Here is an 18885-nt window from a genome sequence, read left to right as displayed (position 1 = left end):
TGCTAACGAACTCTGTTCTGCTGATCAGCGGTCTTCGCCGATGCCGAGCATAGGATGCTCTCAGGGCATCCTCCACGCAGAAGCGTGGCTTGAAGGCCAAGGATTGGAGGCCGACCGAATTGGTTCTGACATGGCGTGACATCAGCCTCCCGTCACGCGAGGAGGCATGGCGGCAGCTGCGCGGACTCCGCATGACGCTGCCAGGAGCAACCGCAACGAATGCCGCTCGGGCGGCCACCTTCCAGGCTGCACTCGAACAAGCACAGCAGTTAATGACGGCGGCGGAAGGAGCGGGGTATGCCACTCGCCCCCTCCAGTTGTTTTACGCCCTTTCGCAGGGTGGGCGAGCGATTGCTGCGGCTTCAGTGCGACTACCGACGACAGTATCTATCCCCGATCGCGAAAATCCTGGGCAATTTAAGGCTGAAACCATCGCCTGGATGCTTCGAGGACATGGGATTACTGCACCAGCAACGAGTCAGAATCGAATTGCCAAAGTTACGGTCAAGGCGGACTGGACTGGCTTGATGCCCGGGGTTGCTGCGGCGATCGGGGTACAGGGGCTCGTTCCAGGAGAAAAGGTCAATCTGGGTGACCTGTGGCCGTTAATTCCGGAATCAAACGCCGTTCCATTGAATGGGAGTCCGAAGTTCCCGGCATTGTCATTCGGGGGCGGCAAAGAACCGTTGGAAGGCTCAGGTAGTACATATCAGGTCCCGATTGGGTTCGTGCCTGATTCTGTTAGGCAAGACATCGGCGACGATCAGAAAAAGTTGAGCCTTTTCCTGGACCGCTACCCTTCGTTGCGCGGCTACATCTTCCCTGCGGCTGACGGCAACCCACTCGGGTGGCAGCCAGACGATTCTGGCAAAGCATGCAGTTTGCCTGTCTACTGGCCGCATCCGCAACAAGGGGATCCGGAATGGGGAAAGGCCGCGCGAGAGTTGAAGTCATTTCGCTACCGTGGTTCTGTGGACTGGTGGGCATTTCCGAGTGTTGGAAGTATGGCCGAGTCATTGCATCCGCTACTGGTTTGGTGGGCAGTGCTCTTCGCGTTGTCGATGATGGCGCGTTATGAGCCTAATAACTGGGCGAAGATGATCCAGATTGACGTGTCCGGAGAAGCCAACGCTATCGAACACATTCTTGATCAGGCACTAGACATTGTTCCAACGCTCCTCCTGGAGGCGATTCACTTGGCGATTGCGCCCTAGCTCAGGTCGCCGTCCCATTAGGGTTGGCGGCTCCGCCTGAAACCACATCGACGTTTCTGTCCGACGTCGGTGACCGACGGAGTTCGGCCCAAGTCGATAGGTCTTCATTTAGGATCTCGTTCAGCTGTTGCATGCAGGTTTGTGCGAGTGTTTGGCGGTCATCACCCGATGCCCGTCGGAGCTCGGTGACCCGCTTGAGAGCCTGAAGCTGAGCGAGCATCATCGTTCTCTGCACCCACAGGTCTCGGTGTCTGAACATGCCATCCCAGGCGACGATGACTGACACGAACCCTGCCAACCCGGCGCTGACGACGCCGAGCCAGGGTGCATTCATGACGGCGATGAGAGCCCCAAGTAATGCGATCAAGCCGTTCGCGCCGGCCGTCCCGATGACTACGCGGCTTGCTCGTCCCTTCACGACGGCCCTTGCGCGCGCGTACTCCTGAACGTAGAAGTCCAGGTAGTGAAGCGCGATGTCTAGAGGGTCTGTGCCGACTGGAGGGTCTGCGGGGAGCCGCATTCCGGACGCTGACGTTGAGCCAAGTGGATGGGTCACGTCGGGACGCTAGCACGGGCATCGATGGATAGTGAGGTCGTGGACCCGCTACCTTTGGGTGCATGGGTGATGAAAATTCGCAAGTGGCGGTCCTGATCGAGGTCCGAGCAAAGCTTGCCTCCGCCGACGAACCAGGCTGGGAAGCGCAACGCCGATTGATGCGCCAGTCCTCCGCGAACTACGACGCTCGCACTCAGACCTGGACTCGACTCATCGGCAACTTCGATGACAACGCTATAGCTGCTCTGGGGTGCTTCGGGAGAGCGGCAGATGAGCACGCCACGGGTGTAACGATGCGCCTCGTGGTGGCACCTGAGGGTTGGACGGGCCCAGTGCTAAGGATCGAGCAGGAGTAGTAAGACGTTGCGTACGAGCCGCAGGCGTAGGCCTCGTGCCCACGCCTGCGAATCGGTCTAAGGGAGCCGACCGAACTCGGCGTAGCGAACATCGCCCTTGTTGAGAGCGTGTAGTGCCTCGGCGATTCGGCGAACCATTGAGGGCCGCAGGTTCGGTGTCGCCTCGTCGAGGGTCAGGAAGCGGATCGATGCGAGTTCGTCGTTTGGTAGGCGGATCGCTTCGATCTGCTCAGGCGTGAGGACGCCGCCGTCGTACACGAACTGGATCGTGTCGCCCCAGACGCCGTGGGCCGGAGTCCAGTCCACGACCAGTGTCCGGTCGATGTGCAGGTCTAGCTGGAGCTCTTCGACAACCTCGCGGCGACATGCCTGAAGAGGGGATTCGTTCGCCTCGGCGATGCCGCCGGGGATGTCGAGGAACGGCTTGTAGTTCGGCTCCACGAACAGGATCCGTCCAGCAGCGTCCCGAATCAGCGCTCCGCCAGCGATGATCTTTCGCGGCAGTCGAGCGGCGATCCCCGGGTTGAACTCCGGCTCTGGCTCGCCCTCGGCGACCAGGTCCTCTTCGATGCTGACGTTCAAGGACACTCCTGTGGTTGACATGTTTAGTCGGCCAGTACAAGACGCGCACGCTCGTGCAGGTCTCGGATCAAGGGGTGGTCCTTCTTCGTTTCGAGCCTTCGCAGTAGTGCCGCGAGTTCGTGCTTGGAACGAGCTGAGGGGACCTGGCTGATTGCCTCGGCTGCCTGGATACCAAGCATGCCAGCCCGTTCGAGGTCGCCCTCCTGATCGGCGACGGTGGCGAGCTGGACGGCGGCGTAGGCCCTCCGCCGAGCCTGATCCGCGCTGTTGTCCCAGAGGGTGCGCAGGAACGGTAGTGCCTGAGCGGGACGGTCCAGCCTGGTCCAGCACGTACCTGCGTGGCTGGCGAAAATCGTCTCGTCGATGTTCGTCGCCCATGCCGGTTCAGTGTCTGGCCGAATCCGCTCGTAGGCATCCTCAGCCCTCTTGAGCGCGGAGCCACAACCGGACGCGTCGCCGAGCTCGGAATACGCACGAGCGGTAAGGAAGGCTGCCTCCGTGAGCATTGCCGCCGAGCTCGTGCGGCTGCTCCGGTCGTATGCCGCTTGCGCGAGTCGTAGCGCCTGGGCTGGTTGCTTCAGGTACAGCGCCTGGTGGCCCATGCTCGCGAGCAGGAATGCGCCGTAGGCATCGTCGCCGGCCTGGCTCGCCAGGCGAAGGCCCTGGGTGAAGTACCTCTGCGCGAGTGCGTGGCGGTCCGCGTCGTAGGCCATCCAGCCGATGAGTTCGCACAGCGCAGCTGCGGCGCTGAACAGGTCGTGACCCACGCCCTCGGCGTACCGACCGCGGAGCATGGGCACCACGGCATCCCGAAGGTATTTCGTCGCGAGCTCTCTGCTGTGCTCGCCGCCGAACTGGCGGTCGAGGCGGTCGAATGCCTGCGTGGTCGCCTGCACCTCCGCGACGTGACGAGCGGTGACCTCGCGCCGGCCGCCTTCCACGTCCGAGGACGGCGCAGCGAACATCCAGTCGAGCACTGCGGCGTTGAGGGCGTCGGGTGCGAACTTGCCCTGCACGATCGCCGTGTGCCCGAGCAGGTCGTACTTGGCAAGCTCCTCGACGATCACCAGCGTCGCGGCGAGCGAGGATTCGAACCCAAGGCCGAGCTTCGAGTTCGTCCCGTTCGAGGATGCGCCAAGGCCGAGCTCGGCAGGCTCCAGCCGGTACACGATGGGCATGAGCGTTCGGTAGGGTTCGCCGACCTCGCGGTGCCCGTTCTCCCACTGGGCGAGCATCCGCAGCAGGCTCTTGCGCGTCGCAACGCCGACCCCTTGTGCAGCGGCAGCGCGTTCGAGCTTGTGCACGAGGCTGGTCTTGGTCCAGCCTCGTTGCTCACGCTCCTCGCGCAACCGGGTCATGTGATCACCATGCGGCTTGGCCTCCGCGCCGGGCAACCCTCCGAGTCATCCCCCGTCATCCCCTGGTCAAGCTGGGGCAGCCGTCGTCGCTCAAGCGTCGCCTGTCGATTCCCTCGCTGGCGCGGTTTGCTTAGTCCAGCAAGCGAAACGGACAGCGAGGGGGCAGCGGACATGACAACCGACTACGACTGATCGGAAGCGAGACGGTCGAGCTTCCGAGAGAGTTCACGTACTTCCACTTGGAGCTCGTCGAGCTTGGCCAGGACGGCACTCATGTCGTTCGGAGCCGATGTCGCGGAAGAGCGACCACCTCCGGATGAGTTGGTGCCGGCCAGAACCCGCGCCAGATGGTCCTCTGGCCAGTCGAGCGCGGTCGAGATCGCGGACATGGTTCGAGCCGACCGGCGTCGGCCTGGGCCGCCGCCCTGGAGTTCGCGGATCGTCGCGACAGACACTCCTGAACGGGCGGCTAGCTCGTTCTGCTGGATCGGCAGGTCGCCCATCCGCGCGTTGATGGCGTCGGCTACCGCCTGCCAGTCCCCCACCCGAGTCCTCCTGCACGTTCGCGCCGCTCAGTCGTCCTGCTGATCGTAGTCCGACGTGTCGGCGAAGTTCGCACTTCCCAAGCGCTAATATCAGCGCTAATATCAGCGCTACACGGAATCCTCTGAGAACGGAGACCACCTCGTGAACACCACGACACTCGCGACACCGGGCGGGAACAGCCCGCCGGCGCCGCGCTTCTACAACGTCGCTGAGGCGGCCCTGCTGATGAAGCTGTCCGAGCCCACGGTGTACCGGGCGATCCGCGCGGGGGAGTTTCCCGCGATCAGGGTCCGGGGCCGGTACGTCGTTCCGGCCAAGGCGATCGACGCCATGGAGTCGGGAGCGCTGGAGCTGGGCCTGGTCGACGCCGCCGAGTACACGGTCACGCGGAGCGCGGCGTGATGGCCGCGGTCGAGTTGGAGCCCACGGCGGCTGACCTGGCTTCGATCGAGGCCGAGTGGCCGGTGATCGAGCTGGAGCTGGAGCTGACGGGCCTGGAGTTGAAGCGGCTCGGGCGTCCAGCGTCGGACGTCGAGCTGCGGCGTGAGCGGCACCTGGTGCGCCAGATCCTGGCTGCGCGTCTGGCCTGGGCCACGTCGGTGGCCGGGGACCTGGTCGAGCTGGAGGAGGTTGCGTGATGGCTACGTTGGTGGTGGCTCCGGCCGCTGAGACTCCCGCCCCGTCCAACGGGGAGCTGCTGGCCGAGGCCGCCCGGCTGCTGCCGAAGTGGGACACCGTCCCCGCGATGGTGACCGGTGTCGACCTGTCGGAGCTCGTCGAGTTCGTCGCCCTCGGCTTCCACGTCGAGCGCCAGGCCGCCGAGGCGCACGCTCGGGGCGCGGTCATCAGCCTGGGCAGGTTCCTCCTGCCCCGGCTGGCGGGCCGGTGCCTGCTGCTGGACTGTGACCCGGACACGATCAACCGGTGGGCCGCTCGCCTCCGCGCGGACGTCCTGGCCGCGTACATGCTGGCCGCTGCCCGCCACTACGGCGGGTCGGGGGTGACCCGATGAGCCTCGCGATCTTCGGGGTCCTGCTCCTGGGTGGGCTGGTGGGGTTGTGCTGGAAGAACTCGCGTTCGACCGGTGCGGCGGTCATCGCCGTGATGCTCGGGCTGACGATCGCCGGTTCCGGCGGGGCGTTGTCGGAGCCGTCCAAGGCCCTCGTCGGCGCGGTCCGCCAGTCGCTCAACTCGATCGGTGACTCGCTGTTCGGGGGTGCGAAGTGACCGCCGCGATGGAGGAGCGCAAGAGCGGGAGCGCCTACCCGTGGCCGATGGACGAGCTGCACGCCAAGGCTCTGAACCTGGCGGTGGAGCTGGGCGAGGTCCCGTCGCGTAACCGGCTGATGGCCGAGCTGCGCATCGGAGCCCCCAAGGCCATCAAGGTCCGCGAGGCCCTGGAGGACAGCGGCTTGAACCTGACGGCCGCGAACCGGGCGTTGAAGGCCAGTGGCCGAATCGAGTGGACCAGCCCGACTGAGGTCCCCGACTTCCTGGCGAGCAACGCCGACACGGCCGAGACCGTGCCCACGGACACCCACCCGGAACCCGGATCCGACACCACCGAGGTCGCCTCCGCCGACTCGTCGCCGGTAGCGGCGACCGTGCAGGTGGATGAGGCCGGACACCCGGACACGGTGACCGACCTGGCCGAGGCCGAGTCGCCCCGGCGGGCGCGTCGGGTGCGCTCCTGGCCGGTGCTGCTGCTGGCGCTACCGGCGTTCGTGGCGATCTGGTCCGGGTGGGTGGGCCTGGGGGAGCTGACCGGGTTCGGGGTCGTGCACCCGCTGCCGGGTCTGTGGGATGACGCGAAGCTCAACACCGCGATCACTCTGCCGATCGGAGTGGAGACCTACGCCGCCTACGCGCTGCGGGCCTGGCTGTCCGGGTCCATCCCGATCCGGGCCCGGAGGTTCGCCAAGTGGTCGGCGATCGGGTCCCTCGTCCTGGGGGCTGCCGGGCAGGTCGCCTATCACCTGATGTCCGCAGCCGGAGTCACCGAGGCCCCGTGGCCGATCACCACCGCCGTCGCCTGCCTGCCCGTGGCCGTCCTTGGCATGGGCGCCGCGCTCGCGCACCTGATGCACAACACCACCGAGACGAACATCAAACGGTAGGTCCGCCCGGGGTGTGGCCGTCTGGCCTAGGAACCGCTGCCGCGCCCCGGCATCCGCCCAGCAAGGTAGCCCGGCTGGCAGACACCCCCGTTCGAGTCGGGGGCGGGCACGAGGCCACACGAGGTGGCCCGTGGTGAAGGAGATCATTCATGGCCAGCAAGTCCAACCCGGAGAAGCCGACCCGCGCAGACCTCAAGGCGGCGCGTGCGAAGTACGACAAGCTCCCGAAGAACGTCAGCGAGAAGCGCCTCGACGCCGTCTCGGCCGAGGTGGACGCGATCGTGCAGAAGCTCCCCTGGTGGAAGCACTACTAGAGATTTTCGCCCGGGGCGCGGCCGTCTGGCCTAGGAACCGCTGCCGCGCCCCGGCACCCACTCCCCAGCAAGCCGAGGAAGGACTTTCAGTGAACCACGACGACAACGAGCTATTCCATCGGCTCGAAACGGAGATCCGAGCCAACCCCAGCCTCCCCGCCCTCGACAGCGTTCCGGACCAGGTGCGGTCCCCAGAGTGGGAAGTGCCCCTCGACGACGCCGAGGTGGTGGAGGGGGAGCTGCTGCCCGTCGACCAGGTCGCCGCCGTCGAGCGGTTCGACCCGGACGGCTACCGGGCGGTCATGGCCGCCAAGGATGCGGCCCGACTGCCGATCCTGCCTGCCTGGGCACGTTCCGCCACCGAAGCCCGTAGCGTCGCCCGTTGGGTCGTGCGGCACTACACCCACACCGCCGGCTACCACGCGGTCAGGTTGCCGAAGTACGGCGGCAAGCTGCTCCTGCGCTCCCCGGGCGGACTGTGGAAGGTCACCAGCGGCGTGACCCGCTGGACGTTCGACTCCGAGGCTGCTCCGCTGCGCAGCGCGGCTGTGTCCAGCGGCGACATCGATGCATACCTGCGGCTTACGGGGGTCCGCAATGACCGCGTGAAGATGCGCCTGATCCTCGCCGCCGTCGGCGCGGTGGTCCTGTTCGTCACGGCATTGGTCGTGCTGAACATGGTTCCTGAGTGGGGAGCCTGGACCCTCCTGGCCGCGCTGCTGGGTGCGCTGGGTCTGGTGGGTGGCAACAAGGACAAGCCGCTCCTCGACACCGCGATGGTCACCTTCCGGGCCCGCAAGCTGTCGGCGGATATCGTGACCCGCGCGTTTGTCGCCGCTGGGCTGGCCAAGCCCGATGAGGGGGTGGCGTTCCCGCAGCCCATCGCGCGTGACGGCGACGGTTGGCGTGCCGTCGTCGATCTGCCGTACGGCAAGACGTTCGGGGACGCGGTCAAGGGCCGTGAGCGCCTTGCGTCGGGTATCGACATCGCCGACACCCAGGTGTTCCTCGACCGCGACACCACGTCGAACCGGAGGGTGAACATGTGGGTGGCCGACCGCGACCCCCTCGCGGTGCCGGCCGGCAGGTCGCCGCTGGTCGGTATGGACCAGGTGGACTTCTGGAAGCCGTTCCCGTTCGGCGTGGACGAGCGCGGCAACCAGGTCGCCATCTCCATGCTGTGGATCTCGCTGCTCATCGGTGCGGTTCCTCGGCAGGGCAAGACGTTCTCCGCTCGCCTGGTGGGCCTGGCCGCAGCGCTCGACCCGTTCGTGCGGCTGTACGTCTTCGACGGCAAGGGCTCCCCGGACTGGCGCAGCTTCGCCAAGGTGGCCCACCGCTGCGGGTTCGGACTGGTGGTCGGCAAGGACGGGGTCGACCCGGCCGAGCGGCTGCTCAACGCCCTGCTCGAGTTGAAGGCCGACGCCGAACAGCGCTACGTCCGGTTGTCGGAGCTGCCGAAGTCGGTGTGCCCGGAGGGCAAACTGACGCCGGAGCTGTCGCGGAACAAGTCCCTGGACATGCCGCTCACCCTCGCGATCATCGAGGAGGTGCAGGAGTACCTGCTGCACCCGGAGTTCGGCAAGCAGATCCTTGACGTCCTCGTCTACCTCACCCGCGTCGCCCCAGCCGTGGGGGTGTCGGTCATGTGCGCCACCCAGAAGCCCGACGACAAGTCCTGCCCGTCGATCCTGCGCGACCAGCACCAGGCCCGCTTCGCCCTGCGCGTCGCCGCCTGGCAGGTCTCCGACACCGTCCTCGGAGCCGGCTCATACTCCGAGGGCCTCGACGCGTCGCGGCTGCTGCCGTCCCACAAGGGCGTCGGCATCCTCAAGGGCATGTCCGACACCCCGGGCATCGTTCGCACGCACTTCGCCAACGGCCAGGACGCCGAAACCATCCTCGACCGGGCCAGGCTGCTGCGCGAGAACGCCGGCACCCTGACCGGCCAGGCCGTGGGCGAGGTTGCCGCCACCGACACCACCGCAGCGTCGACCCTGCTCGAAGACATCCTCGCCGTCATCCCGGCATCCGAGGCCAAGGTGTGGTCCAAGACCGTCGTCGAGCGGCTGATTGAGCTGCGCCCCGACGTGTACGGGCACCAGGCCGACAACGACAACGGAGCCAAGGCCACCTGGCTGGCCGCAGCCCTCAAGCCCTTCAAGGTCGCCACCGAACAGGTCTGGGGACAGGTGCCCGGCGAGAAGGGCCAAAACCTCAAGGGCATCATCCGCGACCACATCACCCTGGCCATCACCGACAGTAACCGAAAGTGGAAGAGCGGATAGGGGCTAGGTCTAGACCCCCAACCCTCTAGGTCTAGACCCCCCGCTAGAACCCGCCAACCACCCTGGCCAGCCACCTAGCGACCTAGACCCCGACCCGCTGACCAGCCGAAACGGCCAAGAACGGCCATCGGCGGGTCCCCGGGCTGGCGATAGCCATGCCCAAACGTCATCACGCACAGTCACCAGAATTGGAGCACGTCACCCGTGAACACCCTGCTCATCATCCTCGCCGCCATCGGCGCTCTGGCCGTCGCTGGCGGCATCCTCGAACTCGCCGAACTCACCCTGACCGTCATCCGCACCGGCCCCACCCCGGGCATGCGGGCCCTGGCCCGATGCTTCAAGGGCCGCTGCGAGGGCGTCGGCTGCCCGGTACCGCACCGACCCAAGTCAGGCCCGTGGCGCAACTCCTGATCCTCGCCGTCGGCGCGGCCCTGATCTGGGCCGCGATCTACGCCGCAGCGTGCGCGATCTGGCCGTTCAAGAACTGTCCGCGCTGCACCGGCTCCGGCCGCAAACGCTCCCCGACCGGACGCGCCTGGCGCGACTGCAAACGGTGCAAGGGCACCGGCAAACGACTCCGGCTCGGCCGGAAGCTCCTCACCCACGCCCGAGCCACCCACGCACGCGGAACCCGATAGCCCACCCCAGTAGGGAGAACAGCAGCCATGAGCACCCCGACCATCACCACGACCCTCGCCGACAAGCTCCGCGCCATCGCAGACACGCTCGACGCCCACCCCGACGCCAACCGGATGCAGGCGCATCTGTTCCTTGACGTCCGCGAGTACGGCACCGCCGCCATCAGGAACGAGGCCGAGCGCGTGGCCCTGGTCGACGGCATCGCCGCCCTCTTCGGGCTCACGGCCGCTCCGGTGAGCCTGTCGGCGGACTACTGGCACCACAAGGCCACCGCGCTCCACGTCCCCGACGCCGTCGCCTTCACCGTCAAGACCTCCATCGCCAGCCCGCGCCGCTGCGCCTGCGGAGCCGACTGCACCCACTCCACGAGCTGATTGCCCTGGCCCGCACCGCCCTGGTGCGGTGCGGGCCACCCATCCCGCGCTGAGGAGCCTTCCGTGCCGATCCGGCCCGAGAACCTGCACCGCTACCCGCCTGGCTGGCCCCAGATATCCCTCGCGATCCGCGACGAGCGCGCCGGCTGGCGGTGCGAGTGCGCGGGGGAGTGCGGAGCCCGGCACGGCGGACGCTGCACCGCCGTCAACGAGCTGCCGCACCCGGTCACCCACTCTCTGGTGATCCTGACCGTCGCGCACCTCGACCACACGCCGGAGAACTGCGACCCGGCGAACCTGCGGGCGATGTGCCAGCGCTGCCACCTGCGCTACGACGCTCCGCACCACGCCCGCACCGCCGCCCTCACCCGACACCGGGCCCTGACCGCCGGAATGACCCCGCTCTTCGACCTCGACGGGAGCTGACCGTGGAGCGCAGCCTGCCGCACGACCTGGATGCCGAACGCCTCGTGGTCGGTGCCGCGATGCTCGACCCCAGCGTCATCCTGACCACGAAAGGGGTCGTGGGGGCGGGGGACTTTTACTACCCACGACATATGATCATCTGGCAGACGCTGCACTCCCTCCACGCCAGCGGAGCCCCGACCGACCCCGTCGCCGTCGCCGCCCACCTCGCCGACAACGGCGAACTCAACCGGGTCGGCGGAGTCGCCTACCTGCATGATTGCGTCCGGGCAGTGCCCACCAGCGCCAACGCCGGCTACTACGCCCGGATCGTGGCCGACCACGCCCGCAACCGCGACGTCGTCACCATCGGCACGCGACTCATCAACGCCGGCAGCAACGGCACCGACACCGCCCAACTCCTCGCCGAGGGCCGCACCTGGCTGGAACAGGCCGCACAGACGGTCGGCGTGTGGCCGGCACCGATCCCGCTCGGCTCCCGGGCGACGCTGCCCACGTTCCCGATCGAGGTACTGCCCGAGTGGGTCGGCGACATGGTCGCCGGGGTCACCGAGTTCACCCAGACCCCGCCCGACGTCGCCGGCACCCTCGCCCTAGCCGCCCTGTCCACCGCAGCAGGGGGACGCGCCGAGGTGGAGGTGCGCGGCTCGTGGCGTGAACCCGTCAACCTGTTCGCCGTCGTCGTCCTGCCGCCCGGGGCGCGAAAGTCCGCCGTGTTCGCAGCCATGATTGGCCCGCTACTGGTAGCCGAACGTGCCATGACCGAGCGGGTCAAGCCCCTCATCATCGAAGCCGAGCTCGCCTCCCGGGTCGCCACCAAGGCAGCGGAGAAAGCCACCGTCGTGGCCGCCAACGCCGACGCGACAACCCGAGACGCCCTGCTTGCCGACGCGATCGCCGCCGCCATGCAGGCCGACAGCGTCACCGTTCCCGTGATTCCACAGCTCATCGCCGACGACGTCACCAGCGAAAAGGCCGCCTCGCTGCTGTGCGAGCAGGGCGGACGCATCGCAGTACTGTCCGCCGAAGGGGGCATCTTCGCCACCCTCGCCGGCCGCTACTCCGGCACCCCGAACCTGGAAGTCTTCCTCAAAGGCCACGCCGGAGACATGCTCCGCGTCGGACGCCAAGGCCGCCAATCCGAGCACGTCGAAAGGCCCGCCCTCACCCTCGGGCTCGCGGTTCAGCCCGATGTCCTGCGCGACATCGCCAGCCTGCCCGGATTCCGGGGCAAGGGCCTCCTCGCCCGAATCCTGTTCGCCGTCCCCGAAAACACCGTGGGCCGCCGCCGCATCGGCACCGAACCCGTCACCGCGGAGGTCACCGACACGTACGCCACCAACCTCACCCGGCTGGTGTGTGCCATGGCCGACTGGACCGACCCCGCAGCACTCCCACTCACCCCAGAGGCCAACGAACGCGTCCTGGACATCGAACGCGACACCGAACCACGCCTTGCACCAGGAGCCGAGTGGTCTCACATCGTCGACTGGGGCAGCAAATACACAGGAGCGATCGTCCGCATCGCCGGACTACTTCACCTCGCCCAACACCTCGACGACGGACCGTGCCGCCCCGTCACCGCCGACACCCTGGAGCGAGCCACCATCCTTGGCCACTACTACGCCACTCACGCCCTCGCCGCCTTCGACGATATGGGAGCCGACCCTACCGTTGCCCAGGCCCGAACTGCCCTCGTCTGGATTACCCGCACGCGAACAGACCGGCTCACCAAACGCGACCTCTACCGGGGCACCCAGAACCACTTCAAGACCGCTGCACATCTCGACCCAGTTCTCGAGCTCCTCGAAAACCACGGATACATCCGGCAGTTACCGACATCCCAGAAGGTCGGGGGCGGACGGCCGCCATCCCCGACCTACGAGGTGCACCCCGAACTCGACAAGCACACCAACCCGAACTTGACCCGATAGAAGCCCGATCCATGCTTCCGGAGATTGCCCTGACACAACTGACAGAACTGACACAACCCCCGTCGCGAGCGGGTTGTGTCAGTTCTGTCAGTTGTGTCACCGACTACCAGTCGGCGCGTGCGACCGGCGTCTGCTTGGTCGCGTCAGGGTACCTTCAAACTCCTGAGGGTTGCTGACCCGTTCTCTGGGGCAGAGATGTGGTGTTCGGATTGCCCCTCGCATCCATTCCAGCGGGGAGCGTCAGCCCTTTTGGTGGTCCGCTGGGCCAGTCTGGAAAGAGCGGCGGAACTTCAAACTCGGCATCCGTCATGGATACCTCTCCGCCGGAGAAGATTGCCGAGCGGAAGTCCGCCACACTGCCTGAAAAGCTCGCCGAGTTGAACCGAACATGGCCGCCGCTAAACGTAGCCCCTAGGCCGAAAGAGGTAAATTTTACCTCACCTCCAATGAACTCCGAACCATCAAAGTAAACATCGCCCCCCGAAAACTCCGCCCCGCTGAAATCGAGCGCCCCGTCTGTAATATTGCAGCCTTCGAGGACCACCTGTGCGCCGTCCAGAAATTCGGTACTTCCGAAGTAGATCGTGCCAGCGAGGACGGAAATATTCGAGAATAGGACCTCGCTGGCGAAAACGCAGCTGTCGAACAATACGTCCGAACCAGTAAACCCGCTGTCTTGGAAGTCTACTAGTCCTGTCATGAATCGTGACTCGCTAAATTGGACTACACCTCCGGCAAATTCTGCCCCAACGAAGCTGACTGCGGCGCCAGAAAACGTAGCCCCTTGAAATCGAGTGTTTCCGCCAGTGAACTTGGCCTGTTTGAAACTTACAGTGCCTCCGCTAAAGACGGCGCCACCAAAATCTCCTCCATCGAAAATTGCGCCTGTGAAGTCGAAATCGTGGCCTTGCCACGACACGGGCGAAGTGTCGCGCAGGTGCGCCCCGATGAGGTGGATGATGGTGAAGCGGACCTGCTGCTCCTCTTTGGCTGGTGCATTCTTCCGCAACCATTCAGCCATTCCGGTAATGGCAACAGATTTCTGGACCCTTTCGTCATTCAGATCGGGTGGAGGTGCGTACGGCATGCGCAGGTACGCGCAAAGAACGTCAATACAGGTACGCCGACCAGCCTCCCAGTCGTCGGCGAGACCGGCCAGAGCGTAGACCCCGCCAAGGCGAACGGCAGCCTTATCATTTCCGAGCTGCTCAACGGCCTTTGCGTAGCGCTCATTGAAAATGCGGACACCTGTCCTGTCCGACTCCAGTGCTGCACGTGCATCTGCGGCGTCTGCGAGAATCTTTGCTGCTGCCGCACGCTCATCGGCAACGTGTGCCAATATGTTCTGAGCCTCGGTTACTCGTTGCTTGCGATATGCGATTACGAGAGCCACTGCGCCCCCTATGCCGGCAACGACAGAGAAGGTGAGCTTTAACAGCTCAAACAAGGTTCCCGCAGTAACGGTTCCATCGCTTTTGAACTGTGGAAAGCCGGCCGCCCAAAGGGCTGTCAAAACTAAACCGGCAACAAGTATCAGGCCACTACCGATCCCGAGGCCAATCGCTCGCCTGATGCTCATCAACCGCACCGGCTGATCAAGGCTCCCTGGTCCTGGTTCGGACGCCCGTGATGAAGTCATGGTGTTGTGTGCTACGGCACGTAGCGTTGATGGGCAAGCACAAAGCCGACTCAGCGAGCTCCATGGGCACAGAATTGTTCGACGTGCCAAGGTGGCCTATCACCCCATCGACCGGACGATGCCCTAGCGCAGTGATGCTGACAGCCGACATGCCAACCCCAGCCTAGGGGTTGAGCCAAGTCTGTCAGCTCAGTTGCATCGCCGACCGCCAGCGCCTTGCAGGACGGACTACGGGACGGCTGCCATCTTGTCGAGCCGTTCGCCGGCACATCAGAATTTTGCTGATTCTGTGGAACATCTGGCGATGTCCTGACGCTGGACCCTGGTGTCGTCATCCTCACCCTGCGAACGGAGTTCCATGGAGCAGCAACGCGTTGAACTTGCCAACGGCAGCTTCCTCGTTGTCGAACCCCATCCGACCTGGTCAAAGGTTGAAATCGACCGCGACCGCATCTTCGATCAGCTTCGTATCTCTGGCCAGGACCCAGAGGTGCCGTTCCACATCCTCGCCTGCGTGCGGAGCTGTTGCGAGGCTGGAATCGAAGTGCTCCGGGCTGAGGGGCTCGGAGATGACCTACACATGAGTTCGGACTCACGGTGGTACCGGCTCATGGTTCCTGCGAGCTACACCGACCAGGCGGTACAAGCGCTCGCCGCTGCGGAGCAGGACTCCGACTTCACCCAGCTCGTCCTGCTGAACCGCGGTCTCCGGGCAGTGACGGCAAAGGACCCCGCGCGTCTTACCAAGCAGGGGTGGGGCCCGTGGCACCTCGACGCAAGCACGCGTGTCCTGCGCAACTCTTCGAAAGACGCGTACGACTACGAGGTCGACCTTGACCAGTGCAACACCAGTGCCGAAACCCTCGACTGGATCATTCAGATCGCGGGCAAGACCTGGGGCGACGACCAGACCGTGTCCGGGCTTGTTCGGGCGTTGAATGACATCCTGGAGCCGCAGGCCTACCTGTGCCCCCGCGGGCAGGGAGCGAAGTTGACCAAGAAGGCGATCGGGCAGCTCGTCGCGGCAGCGGCGGCCGAGGAGTAGCAACCGCTCCAAGGCTCGGAGGTCGGCACCCTGTGTCACCACGGAAAGGCCGTGCCGATCTCCGGGGTCAGGATCGCAGTGCGCTGGGACGTGGAGCCACACGTGGAGCGAACTGTGAGCCCATGATGAAACCAGGGACCGTGGAGCTATGCCGACTGAAGACAAAAGCCCAGCTAGATGCCTGTGATCAAAGGAAAATACCCCCTCGTAATGCGTAGGTCTCGGGTTCGAATCCCGAAGGCGGCTCCAGCTCAAAGGCCCCGATCATCGATCGGGGCCTTTCGCGTGGCTCCACCAGGAGCCCGTGACGCGGACGGCATCCCCGGGACCGGAACACGGACGGGCCCGGAGAAGCCCGGAACGCGAACGGCGCCCCGGGGGGAGTCCCCCCCCGGGGCGCCATCAGACGTCAGCTGTCAGGCGGCGGCCTTGTAGCCGATCGCGACCGGCCCGGCGTCGGGTGCCGGCACGGACGCCCCCGGCGACCGCAGGGCGCTCCCGCTCGGGGCGTGGAAGTAGTAGCGGCCGACCACGTCGACGACCAGGTGCAGCCGGCCGGCGTGGTTGAACACGTTGAAACCGTTCGACGGGCCGATGCCGGTGACCACGGCGTTCGGGGTGACCTTGCCCGGGTGCGGGTTCAGGTTGCTGACCCACGGCTTCTCCAGGCCGGGGATCTCGCTGGGCCACACGGTGAGGAAGGTGTCGGCGGTCGGGTCGACGGCAGTGACGTTCAGGGCGAGGCTGTAGGTCTGGCCGCCCTTCGTGTCGAGGACGCCGGCCGGGGCGGTGACCTTAGTGGTCGTCTGGGCGTTCAGCGCGCCGGGGACGCCCTGGCCTTCGCGGGAGTCGACGATCCGGGTCGGGGTGACCGGGTCGAACCGCAGGCCGTCGCCCGAGTAGGTGCCGTCGTCGAAGAAGCCGACGATGTCCACGATCACGTGCGTGGTCGCCATCGTGTACACGCCGATCACCGGCCAGTTCTCGGCCGAGCCGCAGCCCCAGCAGGGCGCGACGGGGACGACGGCCAGGTTCGGCACGGTCTCCGCGCGCTGGTAGTTCAGGGTCGAGGTGGGCTGGAGGTCCGACTCGTGACCGTTCCACGCGGTGAGGAAGCCCGGGCCTTCCGGCTGGGTCGCGGTGACGTTGACGACGTACGCGCGGATGTGCGGGTTGGCCGCGTTGAAGTTCAGGCCGGTACGCAGGTAGTAGTTCGACGGCAGCTTGCCCCCGGCGCCCTCGCGGGTGTCGATGAGCCGGCGCGGGGCGATCGGGTGGAAGAAGCCGCCCATCGAGTACGTCTGGTCGCTGTCGGTGTAGTAGCCCTGGACGTCGGCGATGATGTGCGTCAGACCGGCGTGGTTGTAGATGTCCACCCCGCCGTCGGCGCTGACCTTGACCGTGACCGAGTTCGCCCCGGTCCAGCCCGGCAGGAAGTTGAGCGACGACGCCGTCGGACGGGCCACGCCCGTCGGGAACAGGGTCAGGAAGCCCGAGCTGGTCGGCTCGGTGACCGTGACGTTCAGCGTGACGGCGGAGACCCCGGTCGCCGGGACGCCGCCCCGGCCGCCGACCTGCAGGTGCAGGATGCCGCCCGGGCCGACCTTGCCGGCCGCGCCGAGCCCGCTGCGGGTGTCGAGGATGCGGTTCGGGTTCAGGGTCGTGTACGTGCCCTTGTTACCCGCCCACGCGTCGGTCCCGTACAGCGCGAGGCTGACGACCAGCGAGCCGCCCGTGGTGGAGTTCGGGATCGACAGCTGGGCCGTCTGCTGGCCCTTCAGCGCGGTCAGCGGCTTGATCGTCACGGCGCATGTGGCACCGTACGCGAGGGTCGCGCCGGAGCAGGTGTCCGCCGTGACGGAGAACGCCGAGGAGTGCGGGCCCACGATGCCGGCCGAGCCGAGCGTGGTCGCCTCGGAGCCCAGCGACGTCAGCACCACCTGCTGCGGGGTGCCCGGGACATTGACCTCCTGGCTGCCGAAGTCGATTCCGGAGGTGTTGAGGGCGACGGCGTTGTACCCGACCGTCGAGTTCCACCGGACCTGGCCGGTGACCGGCTGGTCGTTGTCGCACTGGTAGGAGTAGCTGGCCGCGAACGCGGTGAGCGCGCCGGCGTTGCGGGTGACCTGCAGGACCGTGAGGGAACCCGAGGTCTGGTTGCAGCCGCGCGAGCTCACGCTGACATCCATGCCGGCGTAGGCGCCGTTGGCGGACCGCTGGACCTGGTACGTCGTACCGGTCTGCCAGGGCGTCGACGGCGGAGCGACCATCTCGACGCTGACCGGGTCACCAGCGGTCGGGGTGGCTCCCAGGACGAGGCCCTCGGCCCCCCACGGGGTGGCGGTCACGGTCGCGGTGGTCGCGTCGAGGACCTTGCTCCCGTTGAACATGTGGTTGCCGGAGGCCGGCCCGGTGAGGGTGATGGCCGTGTACGGCGCGGTGGGCGCGGCGGGTCCGGCGAGGGCCGGAGCCGGAAGGACTGCGGCAGAAGCCGCCAGTGCGATGGCAGCGGTCATGGCGCCGCGAAGGGTGCGCAACGAGTCTCCCCCGTGTGAGATGTAGGCGCGGATCGGGCCTCCACCGTAGAGCTCCACATCGAGACCCGCAAGGCGTGGACAGTGAACGTTGCCGATACCGGCGGTTGATCCCGCTATGTGGTCAGGAGACGCGCCCGCAGCGCCGCGACCGCGCTGTCGTCGAGCCGCCGCGCGCAGGGGGAGAGACGCGGCGTAACCGATGAATGGGTTTGAAGGTCTTGAAAACCATTCTCTGATTACGCCGCGTCACCGACCCGGCGTGCGACGGTAGGTCAGCGGGCCAGAGCGTCGGAGATGCGTGCCGCCACCAGCGCGGCCACGGCGCTGTGCGAGTCCCGGGTGAGGTGCACGCCGTCGTCGCCCACCTCGGCCACGATGCCGATGTCGGCGAACAGGTGCCCCCGCTTCTCCGCGAGCGCCCGCAGCCGGTCGGCCAGTTCCCGTGACTTCGCCACCGAGGCGGTGTCGTACCTCGGGATCTCGTCGGCGTAGTACCCCGGCTTCGTGTCGTCCACGGGGGCGGGGGACAGCAGGATGACCTTCGGCGGCCCGGCCCGGCCGACCCCGTACGTCTCGATGTCGTCCAACAACCCGCCCACCGCGGCGGCGATCTGGTCGGCCGACCGGTCGAACACGATCTTCAGGTCATTGGTGCCGAGCATCAGCACGACGATGTCGAGCGGCGTGTGCGTGTCCAGGCACGGGCGCAGGTAGGTGCGGCCGTTCTTCCCCACCCGATCGGCGTAGTCCACGTCGGTGGTCCGGCCGCCCAGGCCCTCCTCGATGACGGAGAAGCCGTCGCCCAGGAGGTCCTGCAGCTGGCCGGTCCAGCGCACGTCGGCGGGCCAGCGGCCCAGGTCGTAGTCGCTGGGGCGTTCGCCCTGCGTGTTGGAGTCGCCGTAGCAGAGGACGGTGACCGCGTCCGGGTTCGTGATCATGAACCGATGCTACCCACGC

At 66.5% G+C, this 18885-nt stretch carries 21 protein-coding genes; 14 read left to right on the top strand and 7 right to left on the bottom strand.

Annotated features, from left to right (window positions below):
• Positions 1-89: 89 nt before the first annotated feature.
• Positions 90-1214, top strand: coding sequence for a YaaC family protein (locus tag IW245_RS26975; protein WP_197005959.1), 1125 nt, complete (start codon positions 90-92; stop codon positions 1212-1214).
• A 1-nt stretch (position 1215) separates the two neighbouring features.
• Here the strand turns inward: IW245_RS26975 and IW245_RS26970 are convergent, their stop codons facing one another.
• From IW245_RS26970 to IW245_RS26955, 4 genes are all read right to left on the bottom strand, one after another.
• The gene (locus IW245_RS26970) at positions 1216-1770 is read right to left on the bottom strand and encodes an SLATT domain-containing protein (protein WP_197005958.1); all 555 of its coding nucleotides are present in this window, start codon (positions 1768-1770) and stop codon (positions 1216-1218) included.
• 413 nt (positions 1771-2183) lie between these two features.
• A complete protein-coding gene (locus tag IW245_RS26965) occupies positions 2184-2708 on the bottom strand; it encodes an NUDIX domain-containing protein (RefSeq protein ID WP_231398953.1) in 525 nt (174 codons plus the stop codon).
• A gap of 23 nt (positions 2709-2731) precedes the next feature.
• Positions 2732-4066 carry an NsdA family TPR-like regulatory protein gene (locus IW245_RS26960; RefSeq protein ID WP_197005956.1) on the bottom strand — a complete coding sequence of 445 codons (1335 nt, stop codon included), beginning with the start codon at positions 4064-4066 and terminating at the stop codon, positions 2732-2734.
• A gap of 182 nt (positions 4067-4248) precedes the next feature.
• The gene (locus tag IW245_RS26955) at positions 4249-4611 is read right to left on the bottom strand and encodes a hypothetical protein (RefSeq protein ID WP_197005955.1); all 363 of its coding nucleotides are present in this window, start codon (positions 4609-4611) and stop codon (positions 4249-4251) included.
• 142 nt (positions 4612-4753) lie between these two features.
• Between IW245_RS26955 and IW245_RS26950 the strand changes: the two genes are divergently transcribed.
• From IW245_RS26950 to IW245_RS26895, 12 genes are all read left to right on the top strand, one after another.
• Entirely contained in the window at positions 4754-5014 is a 261-nt protein-coding gene (locus IW245_RS26950) for a helix-turn-helix domain-containing protein (RefSeq protein ID WP_233472941.1), read from the top strand.
• Entirely contained in the window at positions 5014-5250 is a 237-nt protein-coding gene (locus tag IW245_RS26945; RefSeq protein WP_231400278.1) for a DUF6284 family protein, read from the top strand. The genes IW245_RS26950 and IW245_RS26945 overlap by 1 nt, the downstream gene beginning before the upstream one ends.
• A complete protein-coding gene (locus IW245_RS26940; protein WP_197005953.1) occupies positions 5247-5624 on the top strand; it encodes a hypothetical protein in 378 nt (125 codons plus the stop codon). The genes IW245_RS26945 and IW245_RS26940 overlap by 4 nt, the downstream gene beginning before the upstream one ends.
• A complete protein-coding gene (locus IW245_RS26935; protein ID WP_197005952.1) occupies positions 5621-5839 on the top strand; it encodes a hypothetical protein in 219 nt (72 codons plus the stop codon). The genes IW245_RS26940 and IW245_RS26935 overlap by 4 nt, the downstream gene beginning before the upstream one ends.
• Before the next feature lie 8 nt (positions 5840-5847).
• A complete protein-coding gene (locus IW245_RS26930) occupies positions 5848-6729 on the top strand; it encodes an ABC transporter permease (RefSeq protein ID WP_197008699.1) in 882 nt (293 codons plus the stop codon).
• Between the two features lie 149 nt (positions 6730-6878).
• Entirely contained in the window at positions 6879-7043 is a 165-nt protein-coding gene (locus IW245_RS26925; protein WP_197005951.1) for a hypothetical protein, read from the top strand.
• An 89-nt stretch (positions 7044-7132) separates the two neighbouring features.
• Entirely contained in the window at positions 7133-9331 is a 2199-nt protein-coding gene (locus IW245_RS26920; protein WP_197005950.1) for a cell division protein FtsK, read from the top strand.
• Between the two features lie 204 nt (positions 9332-9535).
• Positions 9536-9745, top strand: coding sequence for a hypothetical protein (locus IW245_RS26915; RefSeq protein ID WP_197005949.1), 210 nt, complete (start codon positions 9536-9538; stop codon positions 9743-9745).
• A complete protein-coding gene (locus IW245_RS26910; RefSeq protein ID WP_197005948.1) occupies positions 9730-9972 on the top strand; it encodes a hypothetical protein in 243 nt (80 codons plus the stop codon). Before IW245_RS26915 ends, IW245_RS26910 begins: the two co-directional genes overlap by 16 nt.
• Positions 9973-9999: 27 nt before the next feature.
• A complete protein-coding gene (locus IW245_RS26905; RefSeq protein ID WP_197005947.1) occupies positions 10000-10347 on the top strand; it encodes a hypothetical protein in 348 nt (115 codons plus the stop codon).
• A gap of 63 nt (positions 10348-10410) precedes the next feature.
• Complete coding sequence (locus IW245_RS26900) at positions 10411-10773, top strand: hypothetical protein (RefSeq protein ID WP_197005946.1); 363 nt, start codon at positions 10411-10413, stop codon at positions 10771-10773.
• 2 nt (positions 10774-10775) lie between these two features.
• Positions 10776-12707: a DUF3987 domain-containing protein gene (locus IW245_RS26895; protein WP_197005945.1), complete on the top strand. Its 1932-nt coding sequence runs from the start codon at positions 10776-10778 to the stop codon at positions 12705-12707.
• Positions 12708-12861: 154 nt separating this feature from the next.
• Here the strand turns inward: IW245_RS26895 and IW245_RS26890 are convergent, their stop codons facing one another.
• Positions 12862-14286: a pentapeptide repeat-containing protein gene (locus tag IW245_RS26890; protein ID WP_197005944.1), complete on the bottom strand. Its 1425-nt coding sequence runs from the start codon at positions 14284-14286 to the stop codon at positions 12862-12864.
• 418 nt (positions 14287-14704) lie between these two features.
• On the opposite strand from IW245_RS26890, the gene IW245_RS26885 reads away from it, so the two are divergent.
• Complete coding sequence (locus IW245_RS26885; protein ID WP_197005943.1) at positions 14705-15391, top strand: hypothetical protein; 687 nt, start codon at positions 14705-14707, stop codon at positions 15389-15391.
• 416 nt (positions 15392-15807) lie between these two features.
• On the opposite strand, the gene IW245_RS26880 is transcribed toward IW245_RS26885, so the two are convergent.
• Positions 15808-17907: a hypothetical protein gene (locus IW245_RS26880; RefSeq protein WP_197005942.1), complete on the bottom strand. Its 2100-nt coding sequence runs from the start codon at positions 17905-17907 to the stop codon at positions 15808-15810.
• Between the two features lie 293 nt (positions 17908-18200).
• A complete protein-coding gene (locus IW245_RS26875) occupies positions 18201-18866 on the bottom strand; it encodes a GDSL-type esterase/lipase family protein (protein ID WP_197005941.1) in 666 nt (221 codons plus the stop codon).
• Positions 18867-18885 lie beyond the last annotated feature (19 nt).

It is taken from the genome of Longispora fulva, assembly GCF_015751905.1.
Lineage (GTDB): Bacteria > Actinomycetota > Actinomycetes > Mycobacteriales > Micromonosporaceae > Longispora > Longispora fulva.
This window is presented reverse-complemented; position numbering and strand designations above follow the sequence as displayed.